This is a genomic window from Nocardioides sp. NPDC051685, from assembly GCF_044453405.1.
Lineage (GTDB): Bacteria > Actinomycetota > Actinomycetes > Propionibacteriales > Nocardioidaceae > Nocardioides.
The window spans coordinates 289,897-314,370 of record NZ_JBITCR010000006.1; the positions used below are offsets into that span (position 1 = coordinate 289,897).

Below are 24,474 nucleotides of genomic sequence, written 5' to 3' on the forward strand. Positions count from 1 at the left end.
GGATCGGCTCTCACTCTACGCCGGAAACGGCAACGTAGCCGCCGAACCGGAATACCGATTACGACGGTATATCAGGTCAGCGGCTACGTTTTCGTTACATAACGGTGCCAAACACGACTGAATCACGCGCCGCCTGCGGTCACCTCCACGTCCAACGGCTTGAAGTCGCTGCCCTTGGTGTCGACCTCGTCGCCGAGCTCATCGAGCGCCTTCTCGATGTACTCGTTGGAGTAGGCCGTCTCCGGCGGCGCCTTGGTGATCAGCTTCTCGCCCTTCTCGTTGGTCGCCGCGAGCGCGCCGTCGACGGTCTGCTTCCAGGCCCCCTCGTCGATGACCCCGATCCCGTTCTCGGACGGCCAGATGAGCTTGTTGGTCTCGTTGAGCATCCACAGCTCGTGCGCGGGACCCCAGGTGGACTCGTGCTCGGCCATGGTCGGGGCGACGTCCTCGGCGTTGTCGCGTGCGTGTGCCCAGCCCTTGACGACCGCCTTGAGGAACTTGACGGTCGTCTCCTCGTAGTCCGCGTCCGACGAGAGCCGCTCGGTGTCCGCCCAGAGCGCGTCCTGGAGCATCGCGCCTTCGGTGTCCTCATACGAGATGACGTTGAAGTCCGTGGGCTGATAGAGCTCGCCGGTCTTGGGGTTCTCGGCCTCGAGCAGCTGGGCGTACTCGTTGTAGGTCATCGCCTGCGCCGCGTCGATGTCGCCCTGCAGGAAGGCGTTCATGTTGAAGTCCTGCGTGATGATCGAGACGGACTTGGAGTCCAACCCCTCCGCGGCCATCGCGGCGAAGATCTCCCACTCGTTGCCGAAGCCCCACGAGCCGATCTTCTTGCCCTCGAAGTCGGCGACCGACTCGATGCCGGAGTCTGCCCAGGAGACCTGCAGCGTGCCCGAGCGCTGGAAGATCTGGGCGATGTTGGTCAGGTTGGCGCCGCCTTCGATCGACCCCAGCACCTTCGGCACCCAGGCGACCGCGTAGTCGACGTCGCCGTTGGCCAGGGCGTCCTGCGGCACGATGTCGCCACCCGAGGGGATGATCTCGACGTCGAGCCCCTCGTCCTCGAAGAAGCCCTGGTCCATCGCCGCGTAGTAGCCGGCGAACTGCGCCTGCGGCAGCCACTGCAGCTGCAGCTTGACCTGGGTCAGGTCGCCGTCGCCATCACCCTCGCTCCCGGAGCCGCCGCACGCGGCGAGCCCCAACGTCAGTGCCACGGCTGCGGCGGCAGCGATCCCTTGTCGTATGAAACTGTTCATTTCTCCTCCGGTGGTCGAGCTTGTCGAGGACCTCCGCGCGACACTGCGAGTAGGAGGCCGTACGCCGCCTGGCGACCAAGGGTCGCTAGCGGCTCTCTCCTGACGGGTAGGCCCTGCGCGCCAGCCGCTCCAGTGCAGCCGTGATCGCGAAGACCAGCAGGCCGAGCACGATCGCGCCCCCGACGTACGCGAATGCCCGGGCGTGGTTGGAGGTCGCGGCGTTCTTGATCGCGCTGCCGAGACCGTTGTTGACCCCGCCGAAGTACTCCGCGACCAGTGCGGAGATGACCGCCAGCGAGCCGGCCAGGCGCAGCCCGGTGAGGGCGTACGGGATCGCGACGGGGAGCGTGACGGTTCGGAAGCGCTGCACCGGACCGGCGGCGTACGTCCTCATCAGATCGCGCTGCAGCGGAGTGGTCTGCCGCAGGCCACGCAGGGTGTTGACGAAGACCGGTACGAACGCGGCGATGCCGCCGATGATGCGTCGCGGGGTCTCCTGGTCGGTGCCGAGCATGGTGTAGAGCAGCGGCGCGATCGCGACGATCGGGACGACCGCGAGGACCGCGACCATGGGCCCGAGCATGCCGTCGAAGAGGCGAGTCGTGGCGGCGACGCCGGCGAGCGCGACGCCGAGGACCGCGCCCGCCGCCAGGCCCCACAGCGAGTTGACGGCGGTGACCCAGAAGGCGGCGCGGATCGGCTCCCAGCTCTCGCCGAGAGTGGTGGCGACCTCGCCCGGGCCGGGGAGGAAGAAGGTGCCGATGCCGAGTACGTCGACGGTGACCGCCCACAGCGCCAGGCCGAGCAGCCCGACGACGAGCGGTGCCAGCACGCGCGAGAGGGACGGGGTCATGAGCCGGCTCCGTCGGAGGCGGGCCTGGAGTGCAACGCCTCGCGGACCTCGGTCACCAGCTCGTAGAAGCGCTCCGACTCGCGCAGCGCCTCGTCGCGCACGACGTCGGGCCCGAGCCCGGTCGACACGATCCGGGTGATCCGGCCCGGTCGCGGCGACATCACCACGACCCGCTCGGAGAGGAAGACCGCCTCCGGGATCGAGTGGGTGACGAACACGACCGCGGCACCGGTCTCGCGGACCAGCCTGGACAGCTCGGTCTGGAGGCGTTCGCGGGTCATCTCGTCGAGCGCGCCGAACGGCTCGTCCATCAGCAGCAGCCGAGGCTGCTCGGCCAGGGCCCGGGCGATCGCCACCCGCTGCTGCATGCCGCCGGAGAGCTGGTCGGGGTAGTGCCCGGTGAACTCTTCCAGCCCGACCAGGGCGGCCAGCTCCGCGACCCGCTCCTGTCGCCTGCGCCTGGAGATCTTGTGCAGCTCCAGCGGCACCGCGATGTTGTCGGCGACCGTACGCCACGCCAGCAGCCCAGACTGCTGGAAGGCGATCCCGTAGTCCTGGTCCTTGCGGGCGCGCGTCGCCGTCTTGCCGAACACCTGCACGGTCCCCGCCGACGGAGTCTCGAGATCGGCCACCAGCCGCATCAGCGTCGACTTGCCGCACCCCGAGGGCCCGATGAGCGAGACGAACTCGCCCGGGGCGACGCTCAGGTCGATGTCGGCGAGCGCGTGCACCTGGCCCTGCTTGCTCGGGAACTTCTTGGTCACCCCGGCAAACAGGACGGCGGGCATGGCTGGATCCTCGCGGGTCGAGGGGGATTCAGGGGTCACGGTGGCCTTTCCGTCGTCGATCACGTCGCCTCACCCCGCCGATAGCGCCGCAGCGCGACGCCGATGAGCCAGACCACTCCGGCGGCGAGCAGACCCAGCACGGCCGCGCCGAAGATCGGCGCCCAGGCCTTCGCGGGGTCGCCGGAGGCCTGGCCGCCGTAGCCGATCAGCTTGCGACCGATGCCGTCCATGTAGGCGATCGACCCCTCGGCCACGACCGTTCCGACCACGGCGGCGGCCGCGGCCAGGCGCAGCGCGGAGAGCAGGTAGGGCACGGCAGCGGGCAGCTTGACCTTGCGCAGCGTGGCCCAGTGGCCCGCGTCGTACGTCACGAAGAGCTCGCGCTGCTGGACCGTCGGTGACTGGAGTCCTCGCAGCGCTCCCACGGCGACCGGGAAGAAGGCGAGGTAGGAGGCGATCACGGCGACCGACATCCACGCCGGCCACTCCCAGGCGCCGATGGCGATGTTCGAGCCCCACGACTTCACCATCGGCGCGAACGCGATCAGCGGCACCGTCTGGGACAGCACGATCCACGGCAGCAGGCCGTGCTCGGCGGGCCGGAACCGGTCCATGACCAGCGCCAACCCGAGTCCGACGACGGTGCCGACGAGCAGCCCGACACACGCGATCCCCAGTGACACCAGGGCCGCCTGGAGGACGACCAGCCACAGCGGTGACGAGGTCGAGGCGGAGGTCTCCGGCTCGAGGAGCCGCGTGGCCATCTCCCACACGTGCGGCATCGCCAGGTCGGTCGCCCGCGGCAGGATCCGCGCTTCCCCGATGCCCCAGCCCGACTCGGGCCCGAACTGCTTGTAGCCCTCCCACAGTGCCACCACCAGGGCCAGCCCGAGCACTCCGGCGACCATCCGGGCGACCCCGGTGACGATGCGGCCCACCCGTCACGCCTTAGCCGTCGCCGGCCGGTTGACCCGGGGGATCACCAGATCGCCGTACGCCGCCAGGGTCTGGTCCATCGCGTCGTGCTGCAGGTAGACGGCGAACTGGTCGACGCCGAGGCTTTTGAGCTGCTCGAGCTTGGCGACCTGCTCCTCGACCGAGCCGAGGAGGCAGAACCGGTCGACGATCTCGTCGGGCACGAACTGGGTGTGGGTGTTCCCGGCCCGCCCGTGCTCGTTGTAGTCGTAGCCCTCGCGGTTCTTGATGTAGTCGGTGAGCGCCTGCGGTACGGCACCGCTGCCGTACTTCGAAACGATGTCGGCGATGTGGTTGCCCACCATGCCGCCGAACCACCGGCACTGCTCGCGGGCATGATCCAGCGCCTCGGGCGACCCGTCGGTGACGTACGCAGGGGCAGCCACGCAGAAGGTCAGCGACTCGGGGTCCCGGCCCGCGTCGGAGGCGGCCTTCTTGACCGCCCCGATCATCCACTCGGTGATGTCGGGGTCGGCCAGCTGCAGGATGAACCCGTCGCCGACCTCCCCGGCCGCCTTCAGCGCGAGCGGGCCGTAGGCCGCGATCCACACCTCCAGCTCGGAGCGCTTTGCCCACGGGAACTGCAGCGTGGTGCCGTTGATCTCGACCGGTCGCCGGTTGGCCAGCTCGCGGATCACCCGGGTGGCCTCGCGCATCTCCCGGATCGTCGACGGCTTCCCGTTCAGCACCCGCACCGCCGAGTCGCCACGGCCCATCCCGCACACGGTGCGGTTGCCGTACATCTCGTTCAAGGTCGCGAAGACCGACGCGGTCACCGTCCAGTCACGGGTCGCCGGGTTGGTCACGAACGGACCGACCTTGATGGTGTGGGTCTCGGCGAGGATCTGGCTGTAGATGACGTACGGCTCCATCCACAGCAGGTGGCTGTCGAACGTCCACACGTAGTCGAAGCCGTACGCCTCGGCCTGCTTCGCCAGGGAGACGACCCGCCAGGCGGGCGGGTTGGTCTGGAGGACGACACCGAAGTCCATCACGTCACACCAGGTACTGGGAGAGGTCGCGCTTGAGATAGCTGCCGTGGCTCTTGGTGCCCTTGAACTCGCCGTCGGCGACGACCACGGATCCGCGGGAGAGCACCACGTCGACATGCCCGTCGATCTCGTAGCCCTCCCAGGCGGAGTGGTCCATGTTCATGTGATGGGTCTTGCCCTCCCCGATGCCGATGGAGGTGTGACCGGCCGGGTCGTAGACGACGATGTCGGCGTCCGCTCCCGGCGCGATGACGCCCTTGCGGCCGTAGAGTCCGAACATCCGCGCCGGCGTGGTCGCGATCAGCTCCACCCACCGTTCGAGGGTGATCTGCCCGGTCACCACACCCTGGTAGAGCAGGTCGACGCGGTGCTCGATCGAGCCGATCCCGTTGGGGATGGCCCGGAAGTCGTCCTTGCCGAGCTCCTTCTGCTCCTTCATGCAGAAGGGGCAGTGATCGGTCGAGACCATCTGCAGGTCGTTCGTACGCAGCGCCTGCCACATCGCATCCTGGTGGCCCTCCGCGCGCGAGCGCAGCGGCGTCGAGCAGACCCACTTGGCCCCCTCGAAGTCACCCCACTCCTCCGAGGACGCGCCGAGCTGCTCCTCGAGGGAGAGGTAGAGGTACTGCGGGCAGGTCTCGCCGAAGACGTTCTTGCCGCGGTCCCGGGCGCCGGCGAGCTGCTCGACGGCCTGCTTGGCGCTGACGTGCACCACGTAGAGCGGCGCCCCGGTCACGTCGGCGAGCATGATCGCCCGGTGGGTGGCCTCCTCCTCCATCTGCCAGGCGCGTGCGATGCCGTGGTAGTAGGGGGAGGTCTTGCCGGACTCCGCCAGCTGCGCGGCGAGCACGTCGATCGCCGGCCCGTTCTCGGCGTGCATCATCGTCAGCAGCCCGTGGTCGGTCGCCTTCTGCATCGCCCGCAGCACCTGCGCGTCATCGGAGTAGAAGACGCCCGGGTAGGCCATGAACAGCTTGTAGGAGGTGATCCCCTCGTCCACGAGGGTGTCCATCGCCTTGAGCGCGTCGTCGTCGACCCCGCCGATGATCTGGTGGAACCCGTAGTCGATGGCACAGTTGCCGGCGGCCAGCTCGTGCCAGTGCGCCAACCCGTCCTGTACGCGTTCGCCGTAGCGCTGCACCGCGAAGTCGATGATCGTCGTGGTGCCGCCCCAGGCCGCGGCCCGGGTGCCGGTCTCGAAGGTGTCGGAGGCGTTGGTGCCGCCGAACGGCAGCTGCATGTGGGTGTGGGCGTCGACGCCGCCGGGGATGACGTACTTCCCGGTCGCGTCGATGGTGACGTCGGCGTCGATCGTGCCGAAGGGGCTGGCGCCGGGCGAGATGAGCGCGACGATCTTCTCGCCGTCGACGAGCACGTCGGCCTGCGTGCGCCCGGTCGCGGAGACGACCGTGCCGCCCGTGATGAGCGTGGTGGTCATGCGGGCCTCCTCAGGGCCGGGGGATGGCGGTGTACGAATCGGGTCGCCGGTCGCGGTAGAACTGCCAGTCGTCGCGCATCTCCTGGACCATGTTCATGTCCAGATCGCGTACGAGCAGCTCCTCCTTCTCGCCCGAGCCGAGCTCGCCCACGTAGTTGCCGCGGGGGTCGACCACCTGCGACTTCCCGTAGAAGTTGACCGCCTCCGCGCCGTACTCGTTGTCCTCCAAGCCGACCCGGTTGGGCGCGAGCACGAAGTAGCCGTTGGCGACCGCCGCGGCCGGCTGCTCGATCTCCCACAGTCGGTTGGAGAGCCCGGGCTTGGTGGCGTTGGGGTTGAAGACCATGTGGGCCCCGTTGAGCCCGAGCTCGCGCCAGCCCTCGGGGAAGTGGCGGTCGTAGCAGATGTACATCCCCACCTTGCCGACCGCGGACTCGAAGACCGGGTAGCCGAGGTTGCCGGGGCGGAAGTAGAACTTCTCCCAGAACTTCTCCACGTGCGGCAGATGGTTCTTCCGGTACTTGCCGAGGATCGTGCCGTCGGCGTCGACCAGCACGGCGGTGTTGTAGTAGATCCCGGTGTCGGCCTCTTCGTAGATCGGCAGCACCATCACCATGCCCAGCTCCTTGGCCAGGCTCGCGAAGCGCTGCACGATGGGTCCGTCAGCAGGCTCGGCGTAGCGGTAGTACTTCTTGTCCTGGGTGATCCCGAAGTAAGGCCCGTAGAAGAGCTCCTGGAAGCACATCACCTGGGCACTCTGCGCGGCGGCGTCGCGCGCGAAGCCCTCGTGCTTGTCCAGCATGGAGGCCTTGTCCCCGGTCCAGGTGGTCTGGCTGATTGCGGCTCTGACGATGGTCATGCAACTACCTCCCGGTCGTGAACCCGCGGCGCTACGAGTCCGCAATCGTTCCTGGGATTCGTTTCCTCCGGGTTACCCGTTAAATACAAACATGCCGCCGAGGCCCGTGGGGCCGCGACGGCAATTTTGTTTGAAACTATCTCCTGCCTGAAACTTTTCTGGCTTACCTGGCGCTCGCCGGATGACGTACGACAACGTGCTCGACCGCTCTGGCGAGCTCCTCGCGGAGTTCGGGCGCGAGCTGCGGGCAGTCGACGGAGAGGAACAGCTCCATCGCGGAGCGGGTCGCGCGGGCGCGCTCGCCGGGCGTGCGCTCTGCAAGGGTGGGCGCGATCTCGGCGAGATGGGCGCTGGTCTCGACCACGGTGTTGCAGTCGTGCGGGGTGAGCGGCGCGCGGGCCTCCCGGCCGGCGCGGACGAGGACGCTGAGAACCTCCACCTTGGCGGCGGTGGTCAACGACATAGCGCTCCTCGACGAGTCGAACAGATGCGACCCCACACCGTCCGCGTTGTGCGACGACATGTATCTCCTCGGTGGGACGTGTGCCTCCCCCGAGGCACTCTCGCCCACTCCAACGAGCAGGGGAAGGGATCGGTGACGCCCTTGGGCGCTTTGTAACCCACCTGTGGGCCGACCCGTGAGTAACCTATAGAAACCAGGGTCCTGGTGTTGCAGTCGCCGTCGCGTGGGGCGACCCGGCACAATTGAGCCCATGAGTTCTCCTGGGGGCGCCGGGATCGGCGGTCTGATGGTCGAGACCGAGGCCGATGTCGTACGTCGCCAGGCACTGCGCCGCATGCGCATCGTCGCCACCGGCCTCCTGGTCGTGGCCGCGATCGTCTATCTGCTGACCCTTCGGATGGACGGGTTCTGGGGGTTCGTGAACGCCGGGGCCGAGGCGTCGATGGTCGGTGCGATGGCCGACTGGTTCGCGGTCACCGCGCTGTTCCGTCACCCGCTGGGGCTGCCGGTGCCGCACACCGCGCTCATCCCGAAGCGGAAGGACGAGCTGGGAGCCAGCCTGGAGGAGTTCGTCCAGGACAACTTCCTGCAGGAGGAGACCATCCGTGAGCGCCTCGGCGTCGCGATGCCGTCGCTGCGGCTCGCGCTGTGGCTCTCCGAGGAGCCCAACGCCAAGCGGGTCGTCGACGAGGTCTCCACCGTGGTTGCCGACGGGCTGTCCCGGATCAACAACCGGCACATCGTCGAGATCATCCAGGACGGGTTCGTACCCCGCCTGCGCGAGGAGCAGATCGCACCGCTCCTCGGCGGCACCCTGCAGGCGGCGCTGGACGACGGCGTACACCACGGGCTGGTCGACCTGGCCCTGGTCGAGCTGCACGGCTGGCTCGAGGAGAACGAGGAGATCGTCACCGAGGTGCTCGGGGAGCGGGCGCCGTGGTGGACCCCGCAGGTGCTGCGCGAGCCGGTGACCGCCCGCATCCACGTCGAGCTGGTCCGCTGGATCGCCGACATCCGCGACGACCCCGAGCACCGCGCCCGCAAGGCGATCGACACCATGCTCGCCGACCTCGCCGACAACCTGCAGCACGACGAGGCGACCATGGAACGCGCCGAGCGGCTCAAGGAGCGCGTGCTCGACCACCCCGGCGTGATCAACACCGCCATCTCGATCTGGGACGCCCTGCGACGTGCGCTGACCACGTCCCTGCGCGACCCCGACGGCGTCGTCCGCCGCCGCGCCCTGGACGAAGTCGTCCGCTACGCCCAGAAGGTCGTCCTCGACGAGACCCTCCAGCGCCGCTACGACGCCCTCGCCTCCGACGTGGCCGTCTACGTCGTCAAGCGCTACGGCCGCGAGGCGACCACCGTCATCACCCACACCATCCAGCGCTGGGACGGCAAGCAGGCCGCCCGCCGTATCGAGCTCTTCGTCGGCCGCGACCTGCAGTTCATCCGCATCAACGGCACCATCGTCGGTGGCCTCGTCGGCGTCATCATCCACACCGTCGCCGTCCTGATGGCCTGACCCGCCGAGGCGTCAGGTACGTCGGCCGAGGCGTCAGGTACGTCGGCCGAGACGTCAGGTACGTCGGCCGAGACGTCACCGCGTGCCAACTCGGCCGACCGCAGTGACGTGTCGACCGACGCGGGTGACGCCCCGACCGATTTACCTGACGCCTCGGCGCGGGGGAGGATGGCGGGGTGAGTGAGCCCTTCGACGTACCCATCACCGACGAGATAATCCGGCTCGGTCAGTTCCTGAAGCTGGCCAACCTGATCGAGACCGGCTCCGAGGCGCGCCCGGCGATCACCGCGGGCGAGGTGAAGGTCAACGGTGAGATCGAGCTCCGCCGCGGGCGTCAGCTCAGGGTCGGCGACGTCGTCGAGTACGCGGGCCAGGCGGCCCGCGTCGCCGACGACGCCGACTTCGACGTCCCCTGGTAGACCTGGCGGAAATGGGAGCGAGGCGGTGACCCGGAAGGGTCACCGCCTCGCTGCGTACGAACTGCTTACTTCTCGACCTTGACCAGGTCGCAGACGAAGATCAGGGTCTCGCCGGGCTTGATCGCGCCGCCGGCGCCGCGGTCGCCGTAGCCCAGGTGGGGTGGGATGACGAGCTGGCGGCGGCCGCCGACCTTCATGCCGAGGATGCCCTGGTCCCAGCCCTGGATGACCTGGCCGATGCCGACGCGGAAGTCGAGCGGCTCGCCGCGGTTGTAGGACGCGTCGAACTCCTCGCCGGTGGACAGCGCCACGCCGACGTACTGGACCGAGACCCGGTCGCGCTCGGTGGCCTCCTCGCCGTCACCGATGGTGATGTCCTTGATGACGAGGTCGGTCGGAGGGGTGGGGTCGACGAAGTCGATCTCTGGCTTCTGGCTCATGACGTCAGTCTATGTATCGAGACTCGTTCGGGCACACCGCGGCCGGGTCGGCCTCGGAGCCGATCGGTGGGTTGTAACCAGGGGTCAGGCCGTCGGCTCGCTGCCGGCCGAGGTTCCACTCGAGCCAGTCGCCCTCGCGGTCGTTGGGACCGAGCACGCATCGGCGAAGGTCGTCCGGGAGCTCCTCCAGAGCAGGCACGGCGTCGTCGGAGAGCCCGCGGAGGAAGTCGGTGTCGATCTTCCCGGTCTCCTCGTAGCGCGAGACGTTGTGCTCGGCGATCCACGCGTCGGGGTTGATCGCGGCGATCCCGAGCAGGGCGACCGCCCCGCTGACCAGCGCGAACCGGCCGAGCCAGAGCCCGCCGCCGATCGCGGTGCCGGTCACCGCGGCGACCAGCCCGGCGATCACCAGCAGACCCAGCCAGGCCTCGAAGACATCGACGAGCATCCGGAGCTGCGTGAAGCCGTACGCCTCCTGGTAGAGGTGCATCCGATACAACGCCGACCCGACGACGACCAGGGCCTCGGCGGCCAGCAGCCCGAGCGCGACCCGCAGCCACAGCCGGTCGGCGGCGGTCTGCACCGGCGCCTTCCGCGCCGCCGCCCAGATCACCAGCAGGGTGAGGGCGGTCGCGACGGTGAGCTGGCCGAACCCCTGGTGGACGTACTCGGCGTAGGTCAGCCCCGTGGTCTTCCGCAGATAGTCCTCGCCGCCGAAGACGGCGGTCGCCTGCGCGACCAGGAACGCGGCGAAGACAGCCACGACGACACCGACCGGGGCCAGCCATTCGTAGCGGTTGGCGACGGGCTGGGACGTACGCTCGTCGCGGTCGATCCGTGGCGGGTTCACGGCCAGGTACGCCGCGGCCAGCACCACCCCGAAGACGAAGACGGTCATGAAGATCCGAGCAGCGAAGGTGTCGGGGCGTACGTCCGGCACGAACTTGTCGACCCAGCTGCCCAGCACCGCGTCGGCGGTGGTGAACAGGAGCCCGAAGATCACCAGACCGAGCAGCGAGAGCACCGTGGTGCGGGCGACCGCCGCCCCGTGACCCTTGCCGGAGACGCTGGTGAGCGTACGTCCCAGCCACGGGATCCCGCGCAGCCCGGCCAGCGGCCAGGAGATCCCGGTCAGCATGATGCCGAGCAGTGTCTTCGCCCGGGTCGAGGCGCACAGGAGCACCGCGACCGCCGTGAGCAGGCACAACGCGACGATCCATTCGGCGTCGCGCAGCACCGCGACCGCGGAGAGCAGCGTGAACAGCACGTAGCAGACGATCGGGAACCAGCCACGGCGCTCCTTGCCCGCCATCATCACGACCCCTCCGGCGGCGAGCATGACGACGACCGTTCCGAGCCCGGCGTTGCGATCAGGGATCAGGAGGCCGCCGAGCAGGCCGGCGACCACGGCACCGATGAAGAGCCCGAACCTGCCCACGACACCGGAGTCGGGCCAGTAGGTGCCGAAGATGTCGTCGAGAACCGACGGGGTGGCGTCGGCGGCCTTGGCGTCGGCCGGGGTGGTCGTGGGAGCGACCGGCTCGGCCGGTTTCGCGGGCTCGGCGGGTTCGGCCGCCGGGGGAGTGGTGGTGGGCATCTGGCTCTCCTCGTGGGTGGGGGTGAGATGACTGGCAACGGTGCGTGCGGGGGGCCGCAGCGGAAGGTCGACGCGCACCCGGGCACCAGCAGCAGCCCCCGGAAACGGGTCGAGGAACGCGATGGAGCCGCCGTGCAGGTCGGTGACCCACCGGGCGATGGCGAGCCCGAGCCCGGTGCCACCGCCCTCGCCGGAGGCGCTGAGCGTGCCGAACGGCTCGAAGACGCGACCCCGGTCGGCGACCGGGACACCTGGCCCGGAGTCGAGGACCTCGAGGTGGTAGCCGTCAGGCTCGTCGAGCCCGGCGCGCACGGTCACGACGCCGCCGCGGGGGCTGTGCCGGGAGGCGTTGTCGAGCAGGTTCACGACGAGCTGGCTGAGCCGATCGGCGTCGGCGTCGACGACAAGAGAGACCGGGACGTCGATCTCGTAGGAGACCGGGCGCCCGTTGGCCCGAACCTCCGCCACACAGGCCTCCAGCAGCGGGCCGAGGTCGACCGAGGCGGTGCTGAGCGGCGCCTTGCCGGCGTCGACGCGCGCCAGGTCGAGCAGGTCCTCGACGAGCCGGCTCAGCCGCTCGGCCTGGCCGAGCGCGGTCTGGAGCGCTGCGGGCTCGGAGCCGACACCGTCCACGAGGTTCTCCAGCACGACGGTGAGAGCAGCCAGTGGCGTACGCAGCTCGTGGGAGACGTTGGCGACCAGATCGCGGCGCTGGCGGTCGACCGCGCCGAGGTCGCTGGCCATGGTGTTGAACGCGCGGCCCAGCTGACCGACCTCATCGGCCCCGACCGCCGGCACCGAGACCGAGTAGTCGCCCCGCGCCATCCGCCGTGCGGCAAGGGTCATCTGCCGCAGCGGCGAGGTCATCCCGGCCGCCAGCAGCTGGGTGACCGCGAGCGCGATCCCGATCGTGACCGGGATCGAGATCCACGGCGAGACCCCGGCTACCCGCCCGAGGGAGGCGACGACGGCCGCCACCAGAGCGCTCGCGGCGACCAGGAGACCGAGCTTGACCTTGATCGAGGAGACCCGTTCCAGCGGCGTCATTCGCCGGCCTCCAGGGCATAGCCGACGCCGTGCACGGTCCGCACCCGCGCGGACCCGATCTTGGCCCGCAGCCCCTTCACGTGGCTGTCGACGGTGCGGGTCCCCGAGGCGTCGTTCCAGCCCCAGACCTCGGCGAGCAGACGCTCACGGGTGACCACGGCCCCCGGATCGGCCGCCAGGCAGACCAGCAGGTCGAACTCGGTCGGGGTCAGCCGGACCTCGGACCCGTCGACCCACACCCGCCGGGCGGCCGGATCCATCCGCAGCCCCCCGATCTCGGCCGTACGCCGCGGCGACCCGGCCAGCTCGGCCGCCCGCTCCACCCGCCGCAGGAGCGCGTTGACCCGGGCGACCAGCTCGCGGGCACGGAACGGCTTGGTGAGGTAGTCGTCGGCCCCGACCCCGAGCCCGACCAGGACATCGGCCTCGTCGACACGGGCGGTGAGCATGAGCACCGGCACGGGACGTACGGCCTGGATCCGGCGGCACACCTCCAGGCCGTCGTAGCCGGGCAGCATCACGTCGAGGATGACCAGGTCGGGCGAGGTCTCCTCGAAGCAGGAGACGGCTCCGGGGCCGTCCCACGCCCGCACGACGTCGTACCCCTCCGCCGCGAGACGGTCCGAGACGGCCTGGTTGATGACCGGCTCGTCCTCGACGACGAGGACCCGGCGGGCGACGGTCAGTTGTTCTGGCACATGCTCAGGCTAGAAGTCCGAGTCGCCGGAAAGGCTGCAGAAGTTGTGCAGGTCCTGTGAAGAACCTCTACGTCTGGTGGACGTACGCCTCGAGCTGGTCCCGCTCGAAGGCGAGCTGGTCGATGCGGTGCTTGACCAGGTCGCCGATGCTGACGATGCCGACCAGGCCACCGTCGGCGGAGACGACCGGCATGTGCCGGATCCGGCGCTTGGTCATGATGCCCATGATCTCGTCGATGGTGGCCTCGGGGGCGCAGGTCTCGACCTCGGTGGTCATGATCGAGGAGACCTCGGCGGCGAGCAGCGCATCGTTCTCGTGGAGACGCCGCACCACGTCGCGCTCGGAGACGATGCCGGCGACCTCGGTGCCGTCGCCGCTGACGACGCATGCCCCGATGCCGTGCTCGGCGAGCACACCGAGCAGATCACGCACGGTGGCGGTTGAAGCGATCGTGACCACCTCGGCGATCGCCTTGCGAGTGAGTACGTCCGCGATCTTCATGCACCAACGGTAGCGGCTGTGACAGGCGTCACGCCAGGGTCTGGTGTGACGGTCCTACTCGCTGGCCGGACGGCGGAACGCCGTGACCGACCCGGGCTGTGCGGCCGGCCAGTCGGCGTCGTTGCTGCCGTCGGGCAGCCCGCCGAGGAAGGAGAGCACCGCGTCGTGCAGGTGCCCGTTGGTGGCCAGCGCGTTGCCGCCCCACGGCCCCGGGTCTCCGGCCAGCGACGTGAAGGACCCGCCGGCCTCGCGCACGATGATGTCCAGCGCGGCCATGTCGTAGACCTCGAGCTCGGGCTCGACCGCGATGTCGACCGCACCCTCGGCGACGAGCATGTAGGACCAGAAGTCGGAGTAGGCCCGGGTGCGCCAGCAGCTGCGCATCAGCGCCAAGAAGTCCTCGAGCCGCTCGCGCTCCTCCCAGCCGTGCAGCGAGGAGTAGGACATGGAGGCGTCCTCCAGGCGACGTACGTCCGAGACCTGGCACCGCGTCGACTTCATCAGCGACTTGCCGGTGTGGGCGCCCTGCCCCTTCGCCGCCCACCAGCGTCGTCCGAGCTGAGGCGCGGAGACGACCGACATCACGACCTCGTTGTCGACGGCGAGCGCGATCAGCGTCGCCCAGACCGGCACGCCGCGCACGAAGTTCTTCGTGCCGTCGATCGGGTCCACGATCCAGCGCCGGCTGGAGGAGCCGGACGAACCCGACTCCTCGCCGGTGATCGCGTCCCGCGTGCGCGCGCGGGAGAGCGTGCGCCGGATCGACTCCTCGACGGCCTTGTCCGCGTCCGAGACCGGGGTGAGGTCGGGCTTGGTCATGACATGCAGGTCGAGCGCCTTGAACCGCGACGTCGACAGCGAGTCGGCGTCGTCGGCCAGCAGGTGCGCCAGCCGCAGGTCGTCGTTGTAGTCAGGAGTGCTCGCCACGAGGGATCACTCTAGTGGCTACGGCTCCGGAGCGAACCCTCCCCTGGTAACCGGTTGCCCACGAAAACACCGGCCGGGGCATGGGAAGTCGCCCCAGGTCAGAGCGAGTACGCCGGCACCGACCGCGCCTCGAGCAGCCGACGGAACGAGGCGACCCGTTCGGGATCGAGGTCGCCGGCCTCGACGGCCGCGTCCAGACCGCACTCGGGCTCCTCCGCGGCGTGAGTGCAGCCGCGCGGGCACTCGGCCGTCGCCTCCTGCAGATCGGGGAAGGAGACGATGAGCCGTTCGGGCTCGACGTGGGCCAGCCCGAACGTACGGATCCCCGGGGTGTCCACGATCCATCCGGCGTCGTCGGGAAGCCTCAGCATCAGGGCCGAGGTGGAGGTGTGCCGTCCTCGTCCGGTGACCGCGTTGACGTGCCCCACCTCGCGCCCGGCATCGGGAACGATGGCGTTGACCAGCGTCGACTTGCCCACGCCGCTGTGGCCGAGGAGCACCGACGTACGCCCTTCGAGCTCTGCCTGCAGCGCGCTCATGTCGCCGCCCCGCTGGGTCACCACCCACGGCACCCCCAGCGACCGGTAGACCGAGACCAGCGACTCCGGGTCGGCCAGGTCGGCCTTGGTGATGCACAGCAGCGGATCGATGCCCGCCTCGTAGGCGGCCACCAGCGCGCGGTCGATGAATCCGGTGCGCGGCTCGGGGTCGGCGATCGCGGTCACGATCACCAGCTGGTCGGCGTTGGCGACCACGACCCGCTCGACGGGGTCGTCGTCATCGGCCGTACGCCGCAGCACCGTCTCCCGGGGCTCGAGCTCGACGATCCGGGCCAGTGCGCCCTCCGCGCCCGAGGTGTCGCCGACGACCTTGACCCGGTCGCCCACCACGACGCCCTTGCGGCCGAGCGGGCGGGCCTTGACCGCCCACACCTCGACCTCGGGGGCCTCGTCCATGACCAGCGTGAACCGGCCACGGTCGACCGTGATCACCCGGCCGAGATCCGCGTCGTCATAGCTGGGCCGGTCCTTGGTCCGTGGCCGGGTGTGGCGCCGGGGACGGTCGTAGTGCTCGACGTCCTCGGTGCCGTAGCGACGCTGTGCCTTCGCCATCAGATGCTCAGAAGAGACCAGCCCAGAAGGGCGCGAAGTCGGTGAAGGTCTTCGAGGTGGTGGTGATGTTCTCGACCAGGACGTCCTCGACGGCAGCCCCGATGATCACGCCGGCATGAGCCATCCGGTGGTCGGCGTAGGTGTGGAACACGCCGCCGTGCAGCGTCGCCGGGCGGATCGTCAGCCCGTCGGGATGCTCGGTGACGTCGGCCCCGAGCGCCCCCAGCTCACGGGCGAGCGCGGCGAGGCGGTCGGTCTCGTGGCCACGGATGTGGCCGATGCCGGTCAGGTGCGAGGGTGTCTCCGCCAGGGCGCAGAGCGCTGCGACCGCCGGGGTGAGCTCGCCGATGTCGTGCATGTCCAGGTCGATCCCGGTGAGCCGCTCGGGCCCGGTCACGGTGAGCCCGTCGTCGCCCACCCGAACCTCGCAGCCCATCAGCGAGAGCACCTCGCGCAGCTGGTCGCCCGGCTGGTCGGTGGCCTCCGGCCAGTCGCGGACCGTCACCGTCCCACCAGAGACCGCCGCCAGCGCCAGGAACGGAGCCGCGTTGGACAGGTCCGGCTCGATGGTGCGGTCGAGCGCCCTGATCGGCCCCGGCGCCACGGTCCAGCGGTTGGCGTCCGAGTCGTCGACCGCGACGCCGTGCTCACGCAGCATCGCGACGGTCATGTCGATGTGGGGGAGGGAGGGCACCGGCTTGCCGTCATGGCGTACGTCCACCCCCTGCTCGTAGCGGGCACCCGCCAGCAGCAGCGCGCTGATGAACTGGCTCGAGGCCGACGCGTCGACCACCACGGTCCCGCCGGGCACCGCACCGGCGCCGCGGATGGTGAACGGCAGCCCGTCGCCCTCGATGTCCACGCCGAGATCGCGAAGCGCCCGCAGCACCTCGCCGACCGGCCGGTTGCGCATGTGCGGGTCACCGTCGAAGGCGACCGTGCCGGTGGAGAGCGCAGCCACCGGAGGTACGAACCGCATCACCGTCCCCGCCAGCCCGCAGTCGACGTCGGCATCGGTGCCGAAGGCACCCGGCGTGACGACCCAGTCGTCGCCCGAGGTGTCCACCCGCGAGCCCAACGACGTCAGCGCTGCCGCCATCAGCAGCGTGTCGCGGGACCGCAGCGCACGACGTACGACGCTGGGCCCGTCGGCGATCGAGGCCAGCAGCAGCGCCCGGTTGGTGAGCGACTTGCTCCCGGGCAGCGACACCGTCGCCGTGACCGGCCCGCGCGCTCGGGGCGCCGGCCAGGGGTCGGCGATGTCTGCGGCACGGTCGGTCGTCGTAGTCACGCCTCAACCTTAGTGGCTACGACCTGCGAAAACCGCAGCGCGTCCGCCGGCCGAGGCCGACGGACGCGCGGTGAGCCGGTGTGGGATCAGCCGATGCCGATCGCCTTCAGGAAACCCTCCCAGGTCAGTGCCCCCGTGTGGGCGCTCGCCTCGGACTCGGAGGGCTCGTCGTCGGGAACGTTGCCCGGGCCGGCGCTGTCGCTGGGCTCCTCAGGGTCTTCGGGCAGCGAGGGACTTTCGCTCGGAGTGCCCGGGTCGCTGGGCAGGTCCGAGGGGGTCGGCACCTGGGGTACGTCCGGAGTCGTCGGTGGCGCGGGCACCTGCGGGACGTCAGGGGTCGTCGGCGGAGTGGGCACTTGAGGGACGTCCGGGGTCTCGGTGGGAGAGGGCGTCGGAGTCGGCGTGGGCTCCTGGCCGGCGGACCCGGAGACGCTGCCGTGATTGTTGCTCGCGTTGCTGTCTTCGTAACCATCCGGCACGATGCGGGCGTCGAAGGTCCACGTCTCGCCCGCCTTCGGGATGAAGTTGACCCGTGCCGCTGTGCCGTCACCTGCCAGCTCGCACTCGTAGGAGTAGGTGCTGCCCGACGGCGGCGGAGCGAAGTCGCCGCAGGCCTGCCAGCCGAGGTAGGCCGGCTCCATGCCCGTCACCGTGATCACCAGCTTGGTCGACCGACCGGCCGTGGCCTCGGGGAGGCCGGTGACCTCTGCGGTGGCGGCCACATAGCTCGCCCACCCGGACAGACCGAGGAACGACGCACCGAACCCGCCGTCCTGCTGGGTGGCGCTAACCTCGACTTTTGGGTCGTTCTTCGGAGCTTCCTCGAAGGTCACCTCCACAGCACCGACGTCCTCGCCGCCGTGGCCGTCCGAGATCCGATAGGTGAAGGTGTCGCCGGCCCCGTCGTAGCCGGGGTCCATGGTGTAGACCACCTTGCCGTCGACGATCTCGGCGGTGCCGTGCGCCGGCTGCTCGACGATCTCGCGCAGCTCGAGGGTGTCGCCGTTGTCGTCGGTGTCGTTGGCGAGTACGTCGATGCTGCCCTGCGCCGTCGACGGCTGGTTGCCGTTTCCGTTGCCGTTGTTGCCCTGACCGTTGCCGTTCGACCCGGGAGTCCTGGTCAGGGTCGCGGCGTCGCCGACGGCCTTGGGATCGGCGTTGGGCGTGGTCACGTCCACGGTGCCGGCGACCTCGCCGCCGTTGCCGTCGGTGAGGACGTACTCGATGGTGTCGGTGCCTCGCCAGCCTTTGTCGGCCTGGTAAGTCACGGTGGTGACGGGGTCACCGGCCATCCGCAGGCCGGCGAAGATCGCGCCGCTGGGGCGGCCTCCCTTGCCGCCGCCCGAGGTCGAGGTGCCGCCCAAGGTGACGGCGCCGTGGGCGGGGGCGCGGACGCTGGCCTCCTTGACCGAGAGCGAGTCGTCGTTGGCGTCGGACGCGCCCTGGGTCAGGTCGATGACGGCCTTGCCGCCGGGGGACACCTCGACCTCCGGGATAGGCGTCGTGATCACCGGCGCCTGCTCCGTCTGCGCGGGCGGCTGGTCGGCCGGCTGGTCGGTTGGCTGGTCCGCGGGCTGGTCAGCCGGCTGGTCGGCCGGAGGCGCCGCTGCTGGCGGAGCAGCGGGGTTGTCGGCGGGCGGCGCCGCCGGGTCGGCCGGAGCGGCCGGAGCCGGGTCGGCCGGCGCTTCGGCGGCAGGCTCGTCGGCGGCCGGCTCCTTCGGGGCCGGGTCACCGCCGGTGAGCGCGAACCCGGCGACCACGGCGGCAGCGGCCGCGACACCGGCACCACCCGCGACCGTACGTCCCACTGGGTCGCCCAGCGCCCAGTCCCTGACCCGCCCGAAGAAGAGCAGCACGCCACCCTTGGCGGCGACGCCACCACCGACGGCGAGGTAGCCCGCGCCCGCGGTGCCGAGCAGGGCCGGAGCGAGCCAAGCACCCATCCCGGAGTTGACCTCGGTGAGCTCGAGGTAGATCGCGGTGCACGGACGGCAGTCCTGCAGGTGGTCGTCGACCTTCTTGGCGTCGCGCTTGGAGAGGCCGTTGCGGATGTAGGCACCCAGGTTGGCGCGCGTGGTCGCGCAGGCCTCCTCGCCGGCGTCCTGCGCGTGCATCGAGATGAACGCCTGCTTGAGGCCCTCGCGAGCCCGGTAGGCGAGCGCGGAGACCGAGTTGGCCGACATACCCAGCATCGGCGCGATCTCGGCCGGCTTCTGGCCCTCGACCTCGGTGTGCCACAGCACCTGCTGCCAGCGCTCCGGGAGCTGCTGGAACGCCTTCGCGGCGGCCTGGTTCTCGAAGCCCGACACCGCGGTGTCCTCGAAGGGCACGCCCGGGTCGAACGGCGTCAGGTCGTCGGTCGTGGTCAGCTTGGAGGCGGCGCGGATCTTGTCGACGTGGAGCCGGCGCAGCGACGTCAGCAGGTAGGCGCGGAACGCCAGGTCCGGACCACCGCCCCGCTGCAGCACGTTGAGCACCTTGGCGAACGCCTCGGAGACGAGGTCGTCGACATCTCCGGACGACACCAGCTGCCGGGCGAGGCGGCGGGCGGCCTCGACATGGCGCTCGAACAGCGTCCCGTACGCATCCAGGTCACCGCCGCGGACAGCGGTGATCAGCTCGGCGTCGCCGGGGGCGTCGAGGGTCGGAAGAGAGGTGGGGGTCGATTCGCTCACAGCACCAGAGACGTTAGAAGGACCGAGGTATGACGCGGGTTGCGCCAACAGGAGACATGCGCTGTGCTAACGACTGCGGCGGTCGGCACGTCACGCCCCCTTCCCGGGATCGGACAACAAGTTTCGAGAAACCCGGAAAAGGCGGGTCACTATCGCGTCATGTTTGCCGATTTCGCGCGTCAAGTCCATGTGCACGCGCGGTCGGCCAGCGCGCGCACCACTGTATCCATCACCCGACGATTTCGAACGAGGAACCGCAGCAACGCCAGGAAACACGAGGAAAGAGGTGAGTCGTGCGGCTGTTCTCCCGGGGTAGGCGTGCGCGTGCGTCCACCCCGCCTGAGACCACGGAGCTCTCCGAGGAGCAGCGGGCGGCGCTGCCGCCCCGGTTCGAGGCTGTCGCCGAGGCGCTGGCCGAGCGGAGCAGCTACGTCGCCGAGGCCTGCTGGGTGGTCGGTCACGACCTCGCCGAGACCGGTGTTTCGCTCGGGGAGAGCCTCGAGGACCTCCGGATGACGACGCAGACCGTCGACAGCCGCGACCCGGCCTTCGCCGAGGTGCACGCACTCTCCGTGGCCTGGAGCGAGGCGACGCTCGGCTACCTGCACACCATCTCCTGTGCCGACCCGCTCACCGGTCTCTCCACCCTCGCGCACGTACGTGAGCGCATCTCCGAGCTCTACCGCGATGCCCGGGCGCGCAGCCATGCCCTGGTCGTCACCGACGCCCATCTCCCGGGGCCGCCCGGAGGCAGGACCGACAGCATCGCCACCGCTCGCCGGATGTCGTTGCTGGGCCAGACCGCGCGCTCGGTCTTCGCCGGCGCGGCCGTCGTCGGCCAGGTCGGCCACAGCCGCATGGTTGTGGTCGCCCCGCGCGACGAGACCCTGGTCAAGCGGCTCGGGCTCCTCAAGCGGATGGTCGAGCACAGCGCCGACCGGATCTGGATCGAGGGGCTCCCGGAGAACGACACCTCCGCGGGCTTCCTGCTCGACGAGCTCGCCCGCGGAGCCTGACCAAATACCCCGGAACACCATCGTCACGCGGCGCTAAGGTGAACGTATGTGCGGTCGTTACGCGTCCAGCCGCCAACCCGACGAGCTGGCCGAGGAGTTCGAGATCGATGAGCTGCGCCTGCAGGAGCCGCTCACCGAGAGCTACAACGTGGCCCCGACCGACGATGTCTACGCCGTTCTCGAGCGCCCGCCGCGCGAGGATGACGCCCCCACCGAACGCCAGCTCCGTTCCGTACGTTGGGGCCTGGTCCCGTCCTGGGCCAAGGACGTCAAGATCGGCAACCGGATGATCAACGCCCGGATGGAGACGGTCGGCGACAAGCCCGCCTATCGCCGGGCCTTCGCCAAGCGCCGCTGCCTGCTGCCGGCCGACGGCTACTTCGAGTGGTACGCCACCGACGCGAAGGACGCGAAGGGCAAACCCCGCAAGCAGCCCTACTTCATCACCCCGAAGGACGGGGGAGTGCTGGCGATGGCCGGTCTCTACGAGCTGTGGCCCGACCCCGCCAAGGCCGAGGACGACCCCGGCCGCTGGCTGTGGAGCTGCACGGTGATCACCACCGAGGCGGAGGACTCCCTGGGGCGGATCCACGACCGGATGCCGCTCATGGTGGAGCGTGAGCGCTGGGACGAGTGGCTCGACCCGACCCGTCCGGGCGATCTGGAGCTGCTGACCCCGGCGGCGCCCGGTCGGCTGGAGGCCTACCCGGTCTCGACACTGGTGAGCAACGTACGCAACAACGGCCGTGAGCTCATCGAGCCGCTGCCGCTCGAGGAAGCCTGGGGATGACATGGGTGGAACCACGACGCAGATGATCGGCACGCCCTACGGGGATGGGCGGCTCTATACCCGCCGGGCGCGGCGACCACAGGCGACCCTGCTGCTCTCCCACGGCGCGGGCAACGGCATCGACACCCACGACCTGATGGCGCTCAACGACGCGCTGCCGGCCCAGGGGATCACCGTGGTCCGCTTCGAGCAGCCCTGGCGGGTCAAGGGGAAGCCGGTGGCCACGCCGCCGAAGTCCCTCGACGCAGCCCTGACCATCGCCGCCAACTGGATGCGGGTGCGCACCCCGCTGGTGGTCGGTGGGCGCTCCGCCGGGGCCAGGTCGGCGGTCCGTACGGCGCGCGGTTTCGGCGCTGCCGGGGCGCTCTGCCTGGCCTTCCCGCTGCACCCGATCAGCAAGCCCCAGATCTCGCGCGCCGACGAGCTGCTGGAGGCGAGGGTGCCGACGCTCGTGCTCCAGGGCACCCGGGACAGGTTCGGCAGGCCCGAGGAGTTCCCCGAGGGGATCGAGGTCACCCCGATCCCGGGTGCGGACCATTCCCTCATCGTCGGCAAGCGGGGCCCGATCACGCAGGCCGACGCCGACGCGATCCTGGTCGAGTCCACCCTGGAGTGGCTGGTCCGCGAGGTCATCCCCTAGCCGGAACGTCGGCGGGAATGTTTGGCCGCCGTCGCGGCGTTCACGCATCATGACCATCGTGCTCGAACGCCCCACGGCAAACGTGTCGACGATGAGCGCCCCTGTGCTCACGCGCGTACCCTGGGACGTGATGAGCGACAACAACGATGAGGTCGACCTGGCCACCGACACGCCCGAAGCGAGGTCGGGCGGCGAGTTTGCTCGTCCGCTCGCGCCGAGCGAGGAAGTAACCGAGCGAAGCGAGGAGACGCCCGAGGAGCGCGCGCTGCGCTTCGAGCGGGACGCGCTGCCCTTCCTCGACCAGCTCTACTCGGCGGCTATGCGGATGACCCGCAACCCCTCCGACGCGGAGGACCTGGTGCAGGAGACGTTCGCGAAGGCGTACTCGTCCTTCCACCAGTTCAAGCCCGGCACCAACCTGAAGGCCTGGCTCTACCGCATCCTCACCAACACCTTCATCAACACCTACCGCAAGAAGCAGCGCCAGCCGCAGCAGTCGATGTCCGAGGACGTCGAGGACTGGCAGCTGGCGCGGGCCGAGTCGCACACCTCGACCGGTCTGAAGTCTGCGGAGATGGAGGCGCTCGAGCACCTGCCCGACTCCCAGGTGAAGGACGCGCTGCAGCGTCTCCCGGAGGAGTTCCGGCTCGCTGTCTACCTCGCCGATGTCGAGGGATTCGCCTACAAGGAGATCGCCGAGATCATGGAAACCCCGATCGGCACCGTGATGTCGCGGCTTCACCGCGGCCGGCGTCAGTTGCGCGATCTTCTCTCCGACTACGTTCGCACCAACGACCTCACCGGCGCTCGCGGAGGTGCGTCATGAGTGCCCACAAACACGACGCCTCACCCAGCGACTGCGCTGACTTCCTCGAGCAGATCGTCTTCCTGATCGACAACGAGCTCGCCGAGGCGGACGCCGATCAGGTCAAGCGCCACCTGCAGACCTGCAACCCCTGCCTGGAGACCTACGACCAGCAGCGGATCGTCAAGGCGGTCGTGGCGCGCTCGTGCACCGAGGTCGCCCCGGGCGAGCTGCGCGCGAAGATCATGGTCCAGATCCAGGAGCTCCGCACCAGGTCCTGACGCGGCCACAGACGCGACGAGAGCCCCAGCCGAATCGGCTGGGGCTCTCACGTCTTGTCACAGCTGGTGTTCAGCTGTTGGGGCGCTTGCCGTGGTTCGCGCCCTTCTTGCGGCGCGCGCGGCGCTTGCGGCCGGTCTTGCCCATGATGATCTCCTCCATTGGGGTACGTGGACCCCGAGGGGCCTCGAGACAGTCTCTCAAACCGAGGCGCGTGAGGGCCAATCTGGGCCCGCGGTCAGGTCAGATAGGCCCTGTTGGACTTCTTCAGGGCGGCCACCACGACCAGCAGCAGGTCACCGCGGATCTGCGGGATGTCGTTGCTGAGCGCGAGCTGGATGTAGAGGGCCCGTAGGAACGCCTCGGCGTTGCCGGTGAGCAGGAACGGGTCGCGGTCGGGCGTCTCCGGGGTGGCGGTGGCGACGGTGACGATGCGGTTGATCCACGGCTCCATGATGTTGAGCGGGACCAGGTTGCGGCGCAGGACCGACATCGTGGCGGCCGCCAGCCGGTCGGGCTCGCCGTGGGCGTAGATGGTGTCGCCACGGGCGAGCACCCGGTCGGCCACGACGTCGAGGATGACCGTCAGCTCCGGCTTGCCGAGGTGCTCGGAGGCGGCCAGGGTGCCGAGCGCATCGGCGCCGCGAGCGACCGCGTGCGCCCAGCCGCGCTCGGGGACGAAGGCACGCAGGTCTCGCTCGCGCAGCAGCCAGGTGGCGATCCGGTCGCCCCACTCCAGCACCTTCTCCGCCTGCACCAGCGAACGAGCGTTGTCGCGGGCGATGCACTCGGCCAGGGCCTCGACCGAGGAGGCCCGGCGGAAGACGCCGTTGTTGCCGGAGTCGCCGAGCCCGACCACGAGGCCGGCGGCCATCCCGTCGCCCAGACCCGCGAGCAGGTCGTCGTAGACGCCGCGCTGGATCCACGTCGACAGGGCAGGCACGGCCAGGCCGCTGCGTACGTCCGGATCGGGGTCGCCGAGCATCCGGGTGAGCTCGATCGTGAGATCGCCCAAGGGCCGGTCCGTGGGTACGGCGAGACCGGTCGAGTGAACCTCCCGCCAGTACGCCTCCGACATGGGGAA

Annotated in this window: 25 protein-coding genes; 7 read left to right on the plus strand and 18 right to left on the minus strand. The window is 69.8% G+C overall.

Features of this window, described 5'->3' with window-relative positions:
- Positions 1-122: 122 nt before the first annotated feature.
- The 8 genes from ACIA03_RS19385 to ACIA03_RS19420 form a co-directional block, all read right to left on the minus strand.
- The gene (locus ACIA03_RS19385) at positions 123-1,256 is read right to left on the minus strand and encodes an ABC transporter substrate-binding protein (protein WP_396985455.1); all 1,134 of its coding nucleotides are present in this window, start codon (positions 1,254-1,256) and stop codon (positions 123-125) included.
- A gap of 85 nt (positions 1,257-1,341) precedes the next feature.
- The gene (locus tag ACIA03_RS19390) at positions 1,342-2,109 is read right to left on the minus strand and encodes an ABC transporter permease (protein WP_396985458.1); all 768 of its coding nucleotides are present in this window, start codon (positions 2,107-2,109) and stop codon (positions 1,342-1,344) included.
- Positions 2,106-2,897 carry an ABC transporter ATP-binding protein gene (locus tag ACIA03_RS19395; RefSeq protein WP_396985460.1) on the minus strand — a complete coding sequence of 264 codons (792 nt, stop codon included), beginning with the start codon at positions 2,895-2,897 and terminating at the stop codon, positions 2,106-2,108. Before ACIA03_RS19395 ends, ACIA03_RS19390 begins: the two co-directional genes overlap by 4 nt.
- A 59-nt stretch (positions 2,898-2,956) precedes the next feature.
- Positions 2,957-3,835 (minus strand): ABC transporter permease, encoded by an 879-nt coding sequence (locus ACIA03_RS19400; protein WP_396985462.1) that lies wholly within the window; start codon positions 3,833-3,835, stop codon positions 2,957-2,959.
- Between the two features lie 3 nt (positions 3,836-3,838).
- The gene (locus tag ACIA03_RS19405) at positions 3,839-4,864 is read right to left on the minus strand and encodes a TIGR03842 family LLM class F420-dependent oxidoreductase (RefSeq protein ID WP_396985464.1); all 1,026 of its coding nucleotides are present in this window, start codon (positions 4,862-4,864) and stop codon (positions 3,839-3,841) included.
- A gap of 4 nt (positions 4,865-4,868) precedes the next feature.
- On the minus strand, positions 4,869-6,302 hold the full coding sequence (gene hydA, locus ACIA03_RS19410; protein WP_396985466.1) for a dihydropyrimidinase: 1,434 nt from the start codon (positions 6,300-6,302) through the stop codon (positions 4,869-4,871).
- A gap of 10 nt (positions 6,303-6,312) precedes the next feature.
- The gene (locus ACIA03_RS19415) at positions 6,313-7,161 is read right to left on the minus strand and encodes a nitrilase-related carbon-nitrogen hydrolase (protein WP_396985469.1); all 849 of its coding nucleotides are present in this window, start codon (positions 7,159-7,161) and stop codon (positions 6,313-6,315) included.
- A 163-nt stretch (positions 7,162-7,324) separates the two neighbouring features.
- The gene (locus ACIA03_RS19420; RefSeq protein WP_396985471.1) at positions 7,325-7,624 is read right to left on the minus strand and encodes a hypothetical protein; all 300 of its coding nucleotides are present in this window, start codon (positions 7,622-7,624) and stop codon (positions 7,325-7,327) included.
- Between the two features lie 250 nt (positions 7,625-7,874).
- Here ACIA03_RS19420 and ACIA03_RS19425 point away from each other — a divergent pair, with 250 nt between their 5' ends.
- Together ACIA03_RS19425 and ACIA03_RS19430 are read left to right on the plus strand one after the other, a co-directional pair.
- On the plus strand, positions 7,875-9,152 hold the full coding sequence (locus tag ACIA03_RS19425; protein WP_396985473.1) for a DUF445 domain-containing protein: 1,278 nt from the start codon (positions 7,875-7,877) through the stop codon (positions 9,150-9,152).
- 176 nt (positions 9,153-9,328) lie between these two features.
- Complete coding sequence (locus tag ACIA03_RS19430; protein WP_396985475.1) at positions 9,329-9,571, plus strand: RNA-binding S4 domain-containing protein; 243 nt, start codon at positions 9,329-9,331, stop codon at positions 9,569-9,571.
- Positions 9,572-9,636: 65 nt separating this feature from the next.
- Here ACIA03_RS19430 and ACIA03_RS19435 read toward each other — a convergent pair whose 3' ends face one another.
- The 8 genes from ACIA03_RS19435 to ACIA03_RS19470 all read right to left on the minus strand — a co-directional run bounded on the left by ACIA03_RS19435 (position 9,637) and on the right by ACIA03_RS19470 (position 19,860).
- On the minus strand, positions 9,637-10,011 hold the full coding sequence (locus ACIA03_RS19435) for an FKBP-type peptidyl-prolyl cis-trans isomerase (protein ID WP_396985476.1): 375 nt from the start codon (positions 10,009-10,011) through the stop codon (positions 9,637-9,639).
- A 4-nt stretch (positions 10,012-10,015) separates the two neighbouring features.
- Positions 10,016-12,655 carry a DUF4153 domain-containing protein gene (locus ACIA03_RS19440; protein ID WP_396985478.1) on the minus strand — a complete coding sequence of 880 codons (2,640 nt, stop codon included), beginning with the start codon at positions 12,653-12,655 and terminating at the stop codon, positions 10,016-10,018.
- Positions 12,652-13,353: a response regulator gene (locus ACIA03_RS19445; RefSeq protein ID WP_396985480.1), complete on the minus strand. Its 702-nt coding sequence runs from the start codon at positions 13,351-13,353 to the stop codon at positions 12,652-12,654. Before ACIA03_RS19445 ends, ACIA03_RS19440 begins: the two co-directional genes overlap by 4 nt.
- Before the next feature lie 67 nt (positions 13,354-13,420).
- Complete coding sequence (locus tag ACIA03_RS19450; RefSeq protein ID WP_396985482.1) at positions 13,421-13,855, minus strand: CBS domain-containing protein; 435 nt, start codon at positions 13,853-13,855, stop codon at positions 13,421-13,423.
- 54 nt (positions 13,856-13,909) lie between these two features.
- The gene (locus ACIA03_RS19455; RefSeq protein ID WP_396985484.1) at positions 13,910-14,782 is read right to left on the minus strand and encodes an inositol monophosphatase family protein; all 873 of its coding nucleotides are present in this window, start codon (positions 14,780-14,782) and stop codon (positions 13,910-13,912) included.
- Positions 14,783-14,880: 98 nt separating this feature from the next.
- The gene (gene rsgA, locus ACIA03_RS19460; RefSeq protein WP_396985486.1) at positions 14,881-15,894 is read right to left on the minus strand and encodes a ribosome small subunit-dependent GTPase A; all 1,014 of its coding nucleotides are present in this window, start codon (positions 15,892-15,894) and stop codon (positions 14,881-14,883) included.
- A 7-nt stretch (positions 15,895-15,901) separates the two neighbouring features.
- On the minus strand, positions 15,902-17,185 hold the full coding sequence (aroA, locus tag ACIA03_RS19465; protein ID WP_396985488.1) for a 3-phosphoshikimate 1-carboxyvinyltransferase: 1,284 nt from the start codon (positions 17,183-17,185) through the stop codon (positions 15,902-15,904).
- Between the two features lie 86 nt (positions 17,186-17,271).
- Positions 17,272-19,860 carry a sigma-70 family RNA polymerase sigma factor gene (locus tag ACIA03_RS19470; RefSeq protein ID WP_396985490.1) on the minus strand — a complete coding sequence of 863 codons (2,589 nt, stop codon included), beginning with the start codon at positions 19,858-19,860 and terminating at the stop codon, positions 17,272-17,274.
- A 293-nt stretch (positions 19,861-20,153) separates the two neighbouring features.
- On the opposite strand from ACIA03_RS19470, the gene ACIA03_RS19475 reads away from it, so the two are divergent.
- The 5 genes from ACIA03_RS19475 to rsrA are packed head-to-tail and all read left to right on the plus strand — an operon-like array spanning position 20,154 to position 23,392.
- The gene (locus ACIA03_RS19475) at positions 20,154-20,876 is read left to right on the plus strand and encodes a hypothetical protein (RefSeq protein WP_396985492.1); all 723 of its coding nucleotides are present in this window, start codon (positions 20,154-20,156) and stop codon (positions 20,874-20,876) included.
- A 46-nt stretch (positions 20,877-20,922) separates the two neighbouring features.
- Positions 20,923-21,666, plus strand: coding sequence for an SOS response-associated peptidase (locus tag ACIA03_RS19480; protein ID WP_396985494.1), 744 nt, complete (start codon positions 20,923-20,925; stop codon positions 21,664-21,666).
- 1 nt (position 21,667) lies between these two features.
- Positions 21,668-22,306: an alpha/beta family hydrolase gene (locus ACIA03_RS19485; protein WP_396985496.1), complete on the plus strand. Its 639-nt coding sequence runs from the start codon at positions 21,668-21,670 to the stop codon at positions 22,304-22,306.
- Between the two features lie 49 nt (positions 22,307-22,355).
- Complete coding sequence (locus ACIA03_RS19490) at positions 22,356-23,132, plus strand: sigma-70 family RNA polymerase sigma factor (protein ID WP_396985498.1); 777 nt, start codon at positions 22,356-22,358, stop codon at positions 23,130-23,132.
- Positions 23,129-23,392, plus strand: coding sequence for a mycothiol system anti-sigma-R factor (gene rsrA, locus ACIA03_RS19495; RefSeq protein ID WP_396985500.1), 264 nt, complete (start codon positions 23,129-23,131; stop codon positions 23,390-23,392). The genes ACIA03_RS19490 and rsrA overlap by 4 nt, the downstream gene beginning before the upstream one ends.
- A gap of 70 nt (positions 23,393-23,462) precedes the next feature.
- Here the strand turns inward: rsrA and ACIA03_RS19500 are convergent, their stop codons facing one another.
- Both ACIA03_RS19500 and ACIA03_RS19505 read right to left on the minus strand, forming a co-directional pair.
- Positions 23,463-23,537: a 50S ribosomal protein bL37 gene (locus tag ACIA03_RS19500; RefSeq protein WP_370249596.1), complete on the minus strand. Its 75-nt coding sequence runs from the start codon at positions 23,535-23,537 to the stop codon at positions 23,463-23,465.
- 91 nt (positions 23,538-23,628) lie between these two features.
- A complete protein-coding gene (locus tag ACIA03_RS19505; RefSeq protein WP_396985502.1) occupies positions 23,629-24,468 on the minus strand; it encodes a DUF2785 domain-containing protein in 840 nt (279 codons plus the stop codon).
- Between the last annotated feature and the right edge of the window lie 6 nt (positions 24,469-24,474).

Coding starts and splice junctions, on each gene's coding strand:
- ACIA03_RS19390 (WP_396985458.1), bottom strand. CDS start 2,109: ATGACCCCGTCCCTCTCGCGCGTGCTGGCACCGCTCGTCGTCGGGCTG.
- ACIA03_RS19395 (WP_396985460.1), bottom strand. CDS start 2,897: ATGCCCGCCGTCCTGTTTGCCGGGGTGACCAAGAAGTTCCCGAGCAAG.
- ACIA03_RS19415 (WP_396985469.1), bottom strand. CDS start 7,161: ATGACCATCGTCAGAGCCGCAATCAGCCAGACCACCTGGACCGGGGAC.
- rsrA (WP_396985500.1), top strand. CDS start 23,129: ATGAGTGCCCACAAACACGACGCCTCACCCAGCGACTGCGCTGACTTC.
- ACIA03_RS19420 (WP_396985471.1), bottom strand. CDS start 7,624: ATGTCGTTGACCACCGCCGCCAAGGTGGAGGTTCTCAGCGTCCTCGTC.
- ACIA03_RS19435 (WP_396985476.1), bottom strand. CDS start 10,011: ATGAGCCAGAAGCCAGAGATCGACTTCGTCGACCCCACCCCTCCGACC.
- ACIA03_RS19425 (WP_396985473.1), top strand. CDS start 7,875: ATGAGTTCTCCTGGGGGCGCCGGGATCGGCGGTCTGATGGTCGAGACC.
- ACIA03_RS19490 (WP_396985498.1), top strand. CDS start 22,356: ATGACCATCGTGCTCGAACGCCCCACGGCAAACGTGTCGACGATGAGC.
- ACIA03_RS19450 (WP_396985482.1), bottom strand. CDS start 13,855: ATGAAGATCGCGGACGTACTCACTCGCAAGGCGATCGCCGAGGTGGTC.
- hydA (WP_396985466.1), bottom strand. CDS start 6,302: ATGACCACCACGCTCATCACGGGCGGCACGGTCGTCTCCGCGACCGGG.
- rsgA (WP_396985486.1), bottom strand. CDS start 15,894: ATGGCGAAGGCACAGCGTCGCTACGGCACCGAGGACGTCGAGCACTAC.
- ACIA03_RS19385 (WP_396985455.1), bottom strand. CDS start 1,256: ATGAACAGTTTCATACGACAAGGGATCGCTGCCGCCGCAGCCGTGGCA.
- ACIA03_RS19405 (WP_396985464.1), bottom strand. CDS start 4,864: ATGGACTTCGGTGTCGTCCTCCAGACCAACCCGCCCGCCTGGCGGGTC.
- ACIA03_RS19485 (WP_396985496.1), top strand. CDS start 21,668: ATGGGTGGAACCACGACGCAGATGATCGGCACGCCCTACGGGGATGGG.
- ACIA03_RS19480 (WP_396985494.1), top strand. CDS start 20,923: ATGTGCGGTCGTTACGCGTCCAGCCGCCAACCCGACGAGCTGGCCGAG.
- ACIA03_RS19440 (WP_396985478.1), bottom strand. CDS start 12,655: ATGACGCCGCTGGAACGGGTCTCCTCGATCAAGGTCAAGCTCGGTCTC.
- ACIA03_RS19505 (WP_396985502.1), bottom strand. CDS start 24,468: ATGTCGGAGGCGTACTGGCGGGAGGTTCACTCGACCGGTCTCGCCGTA.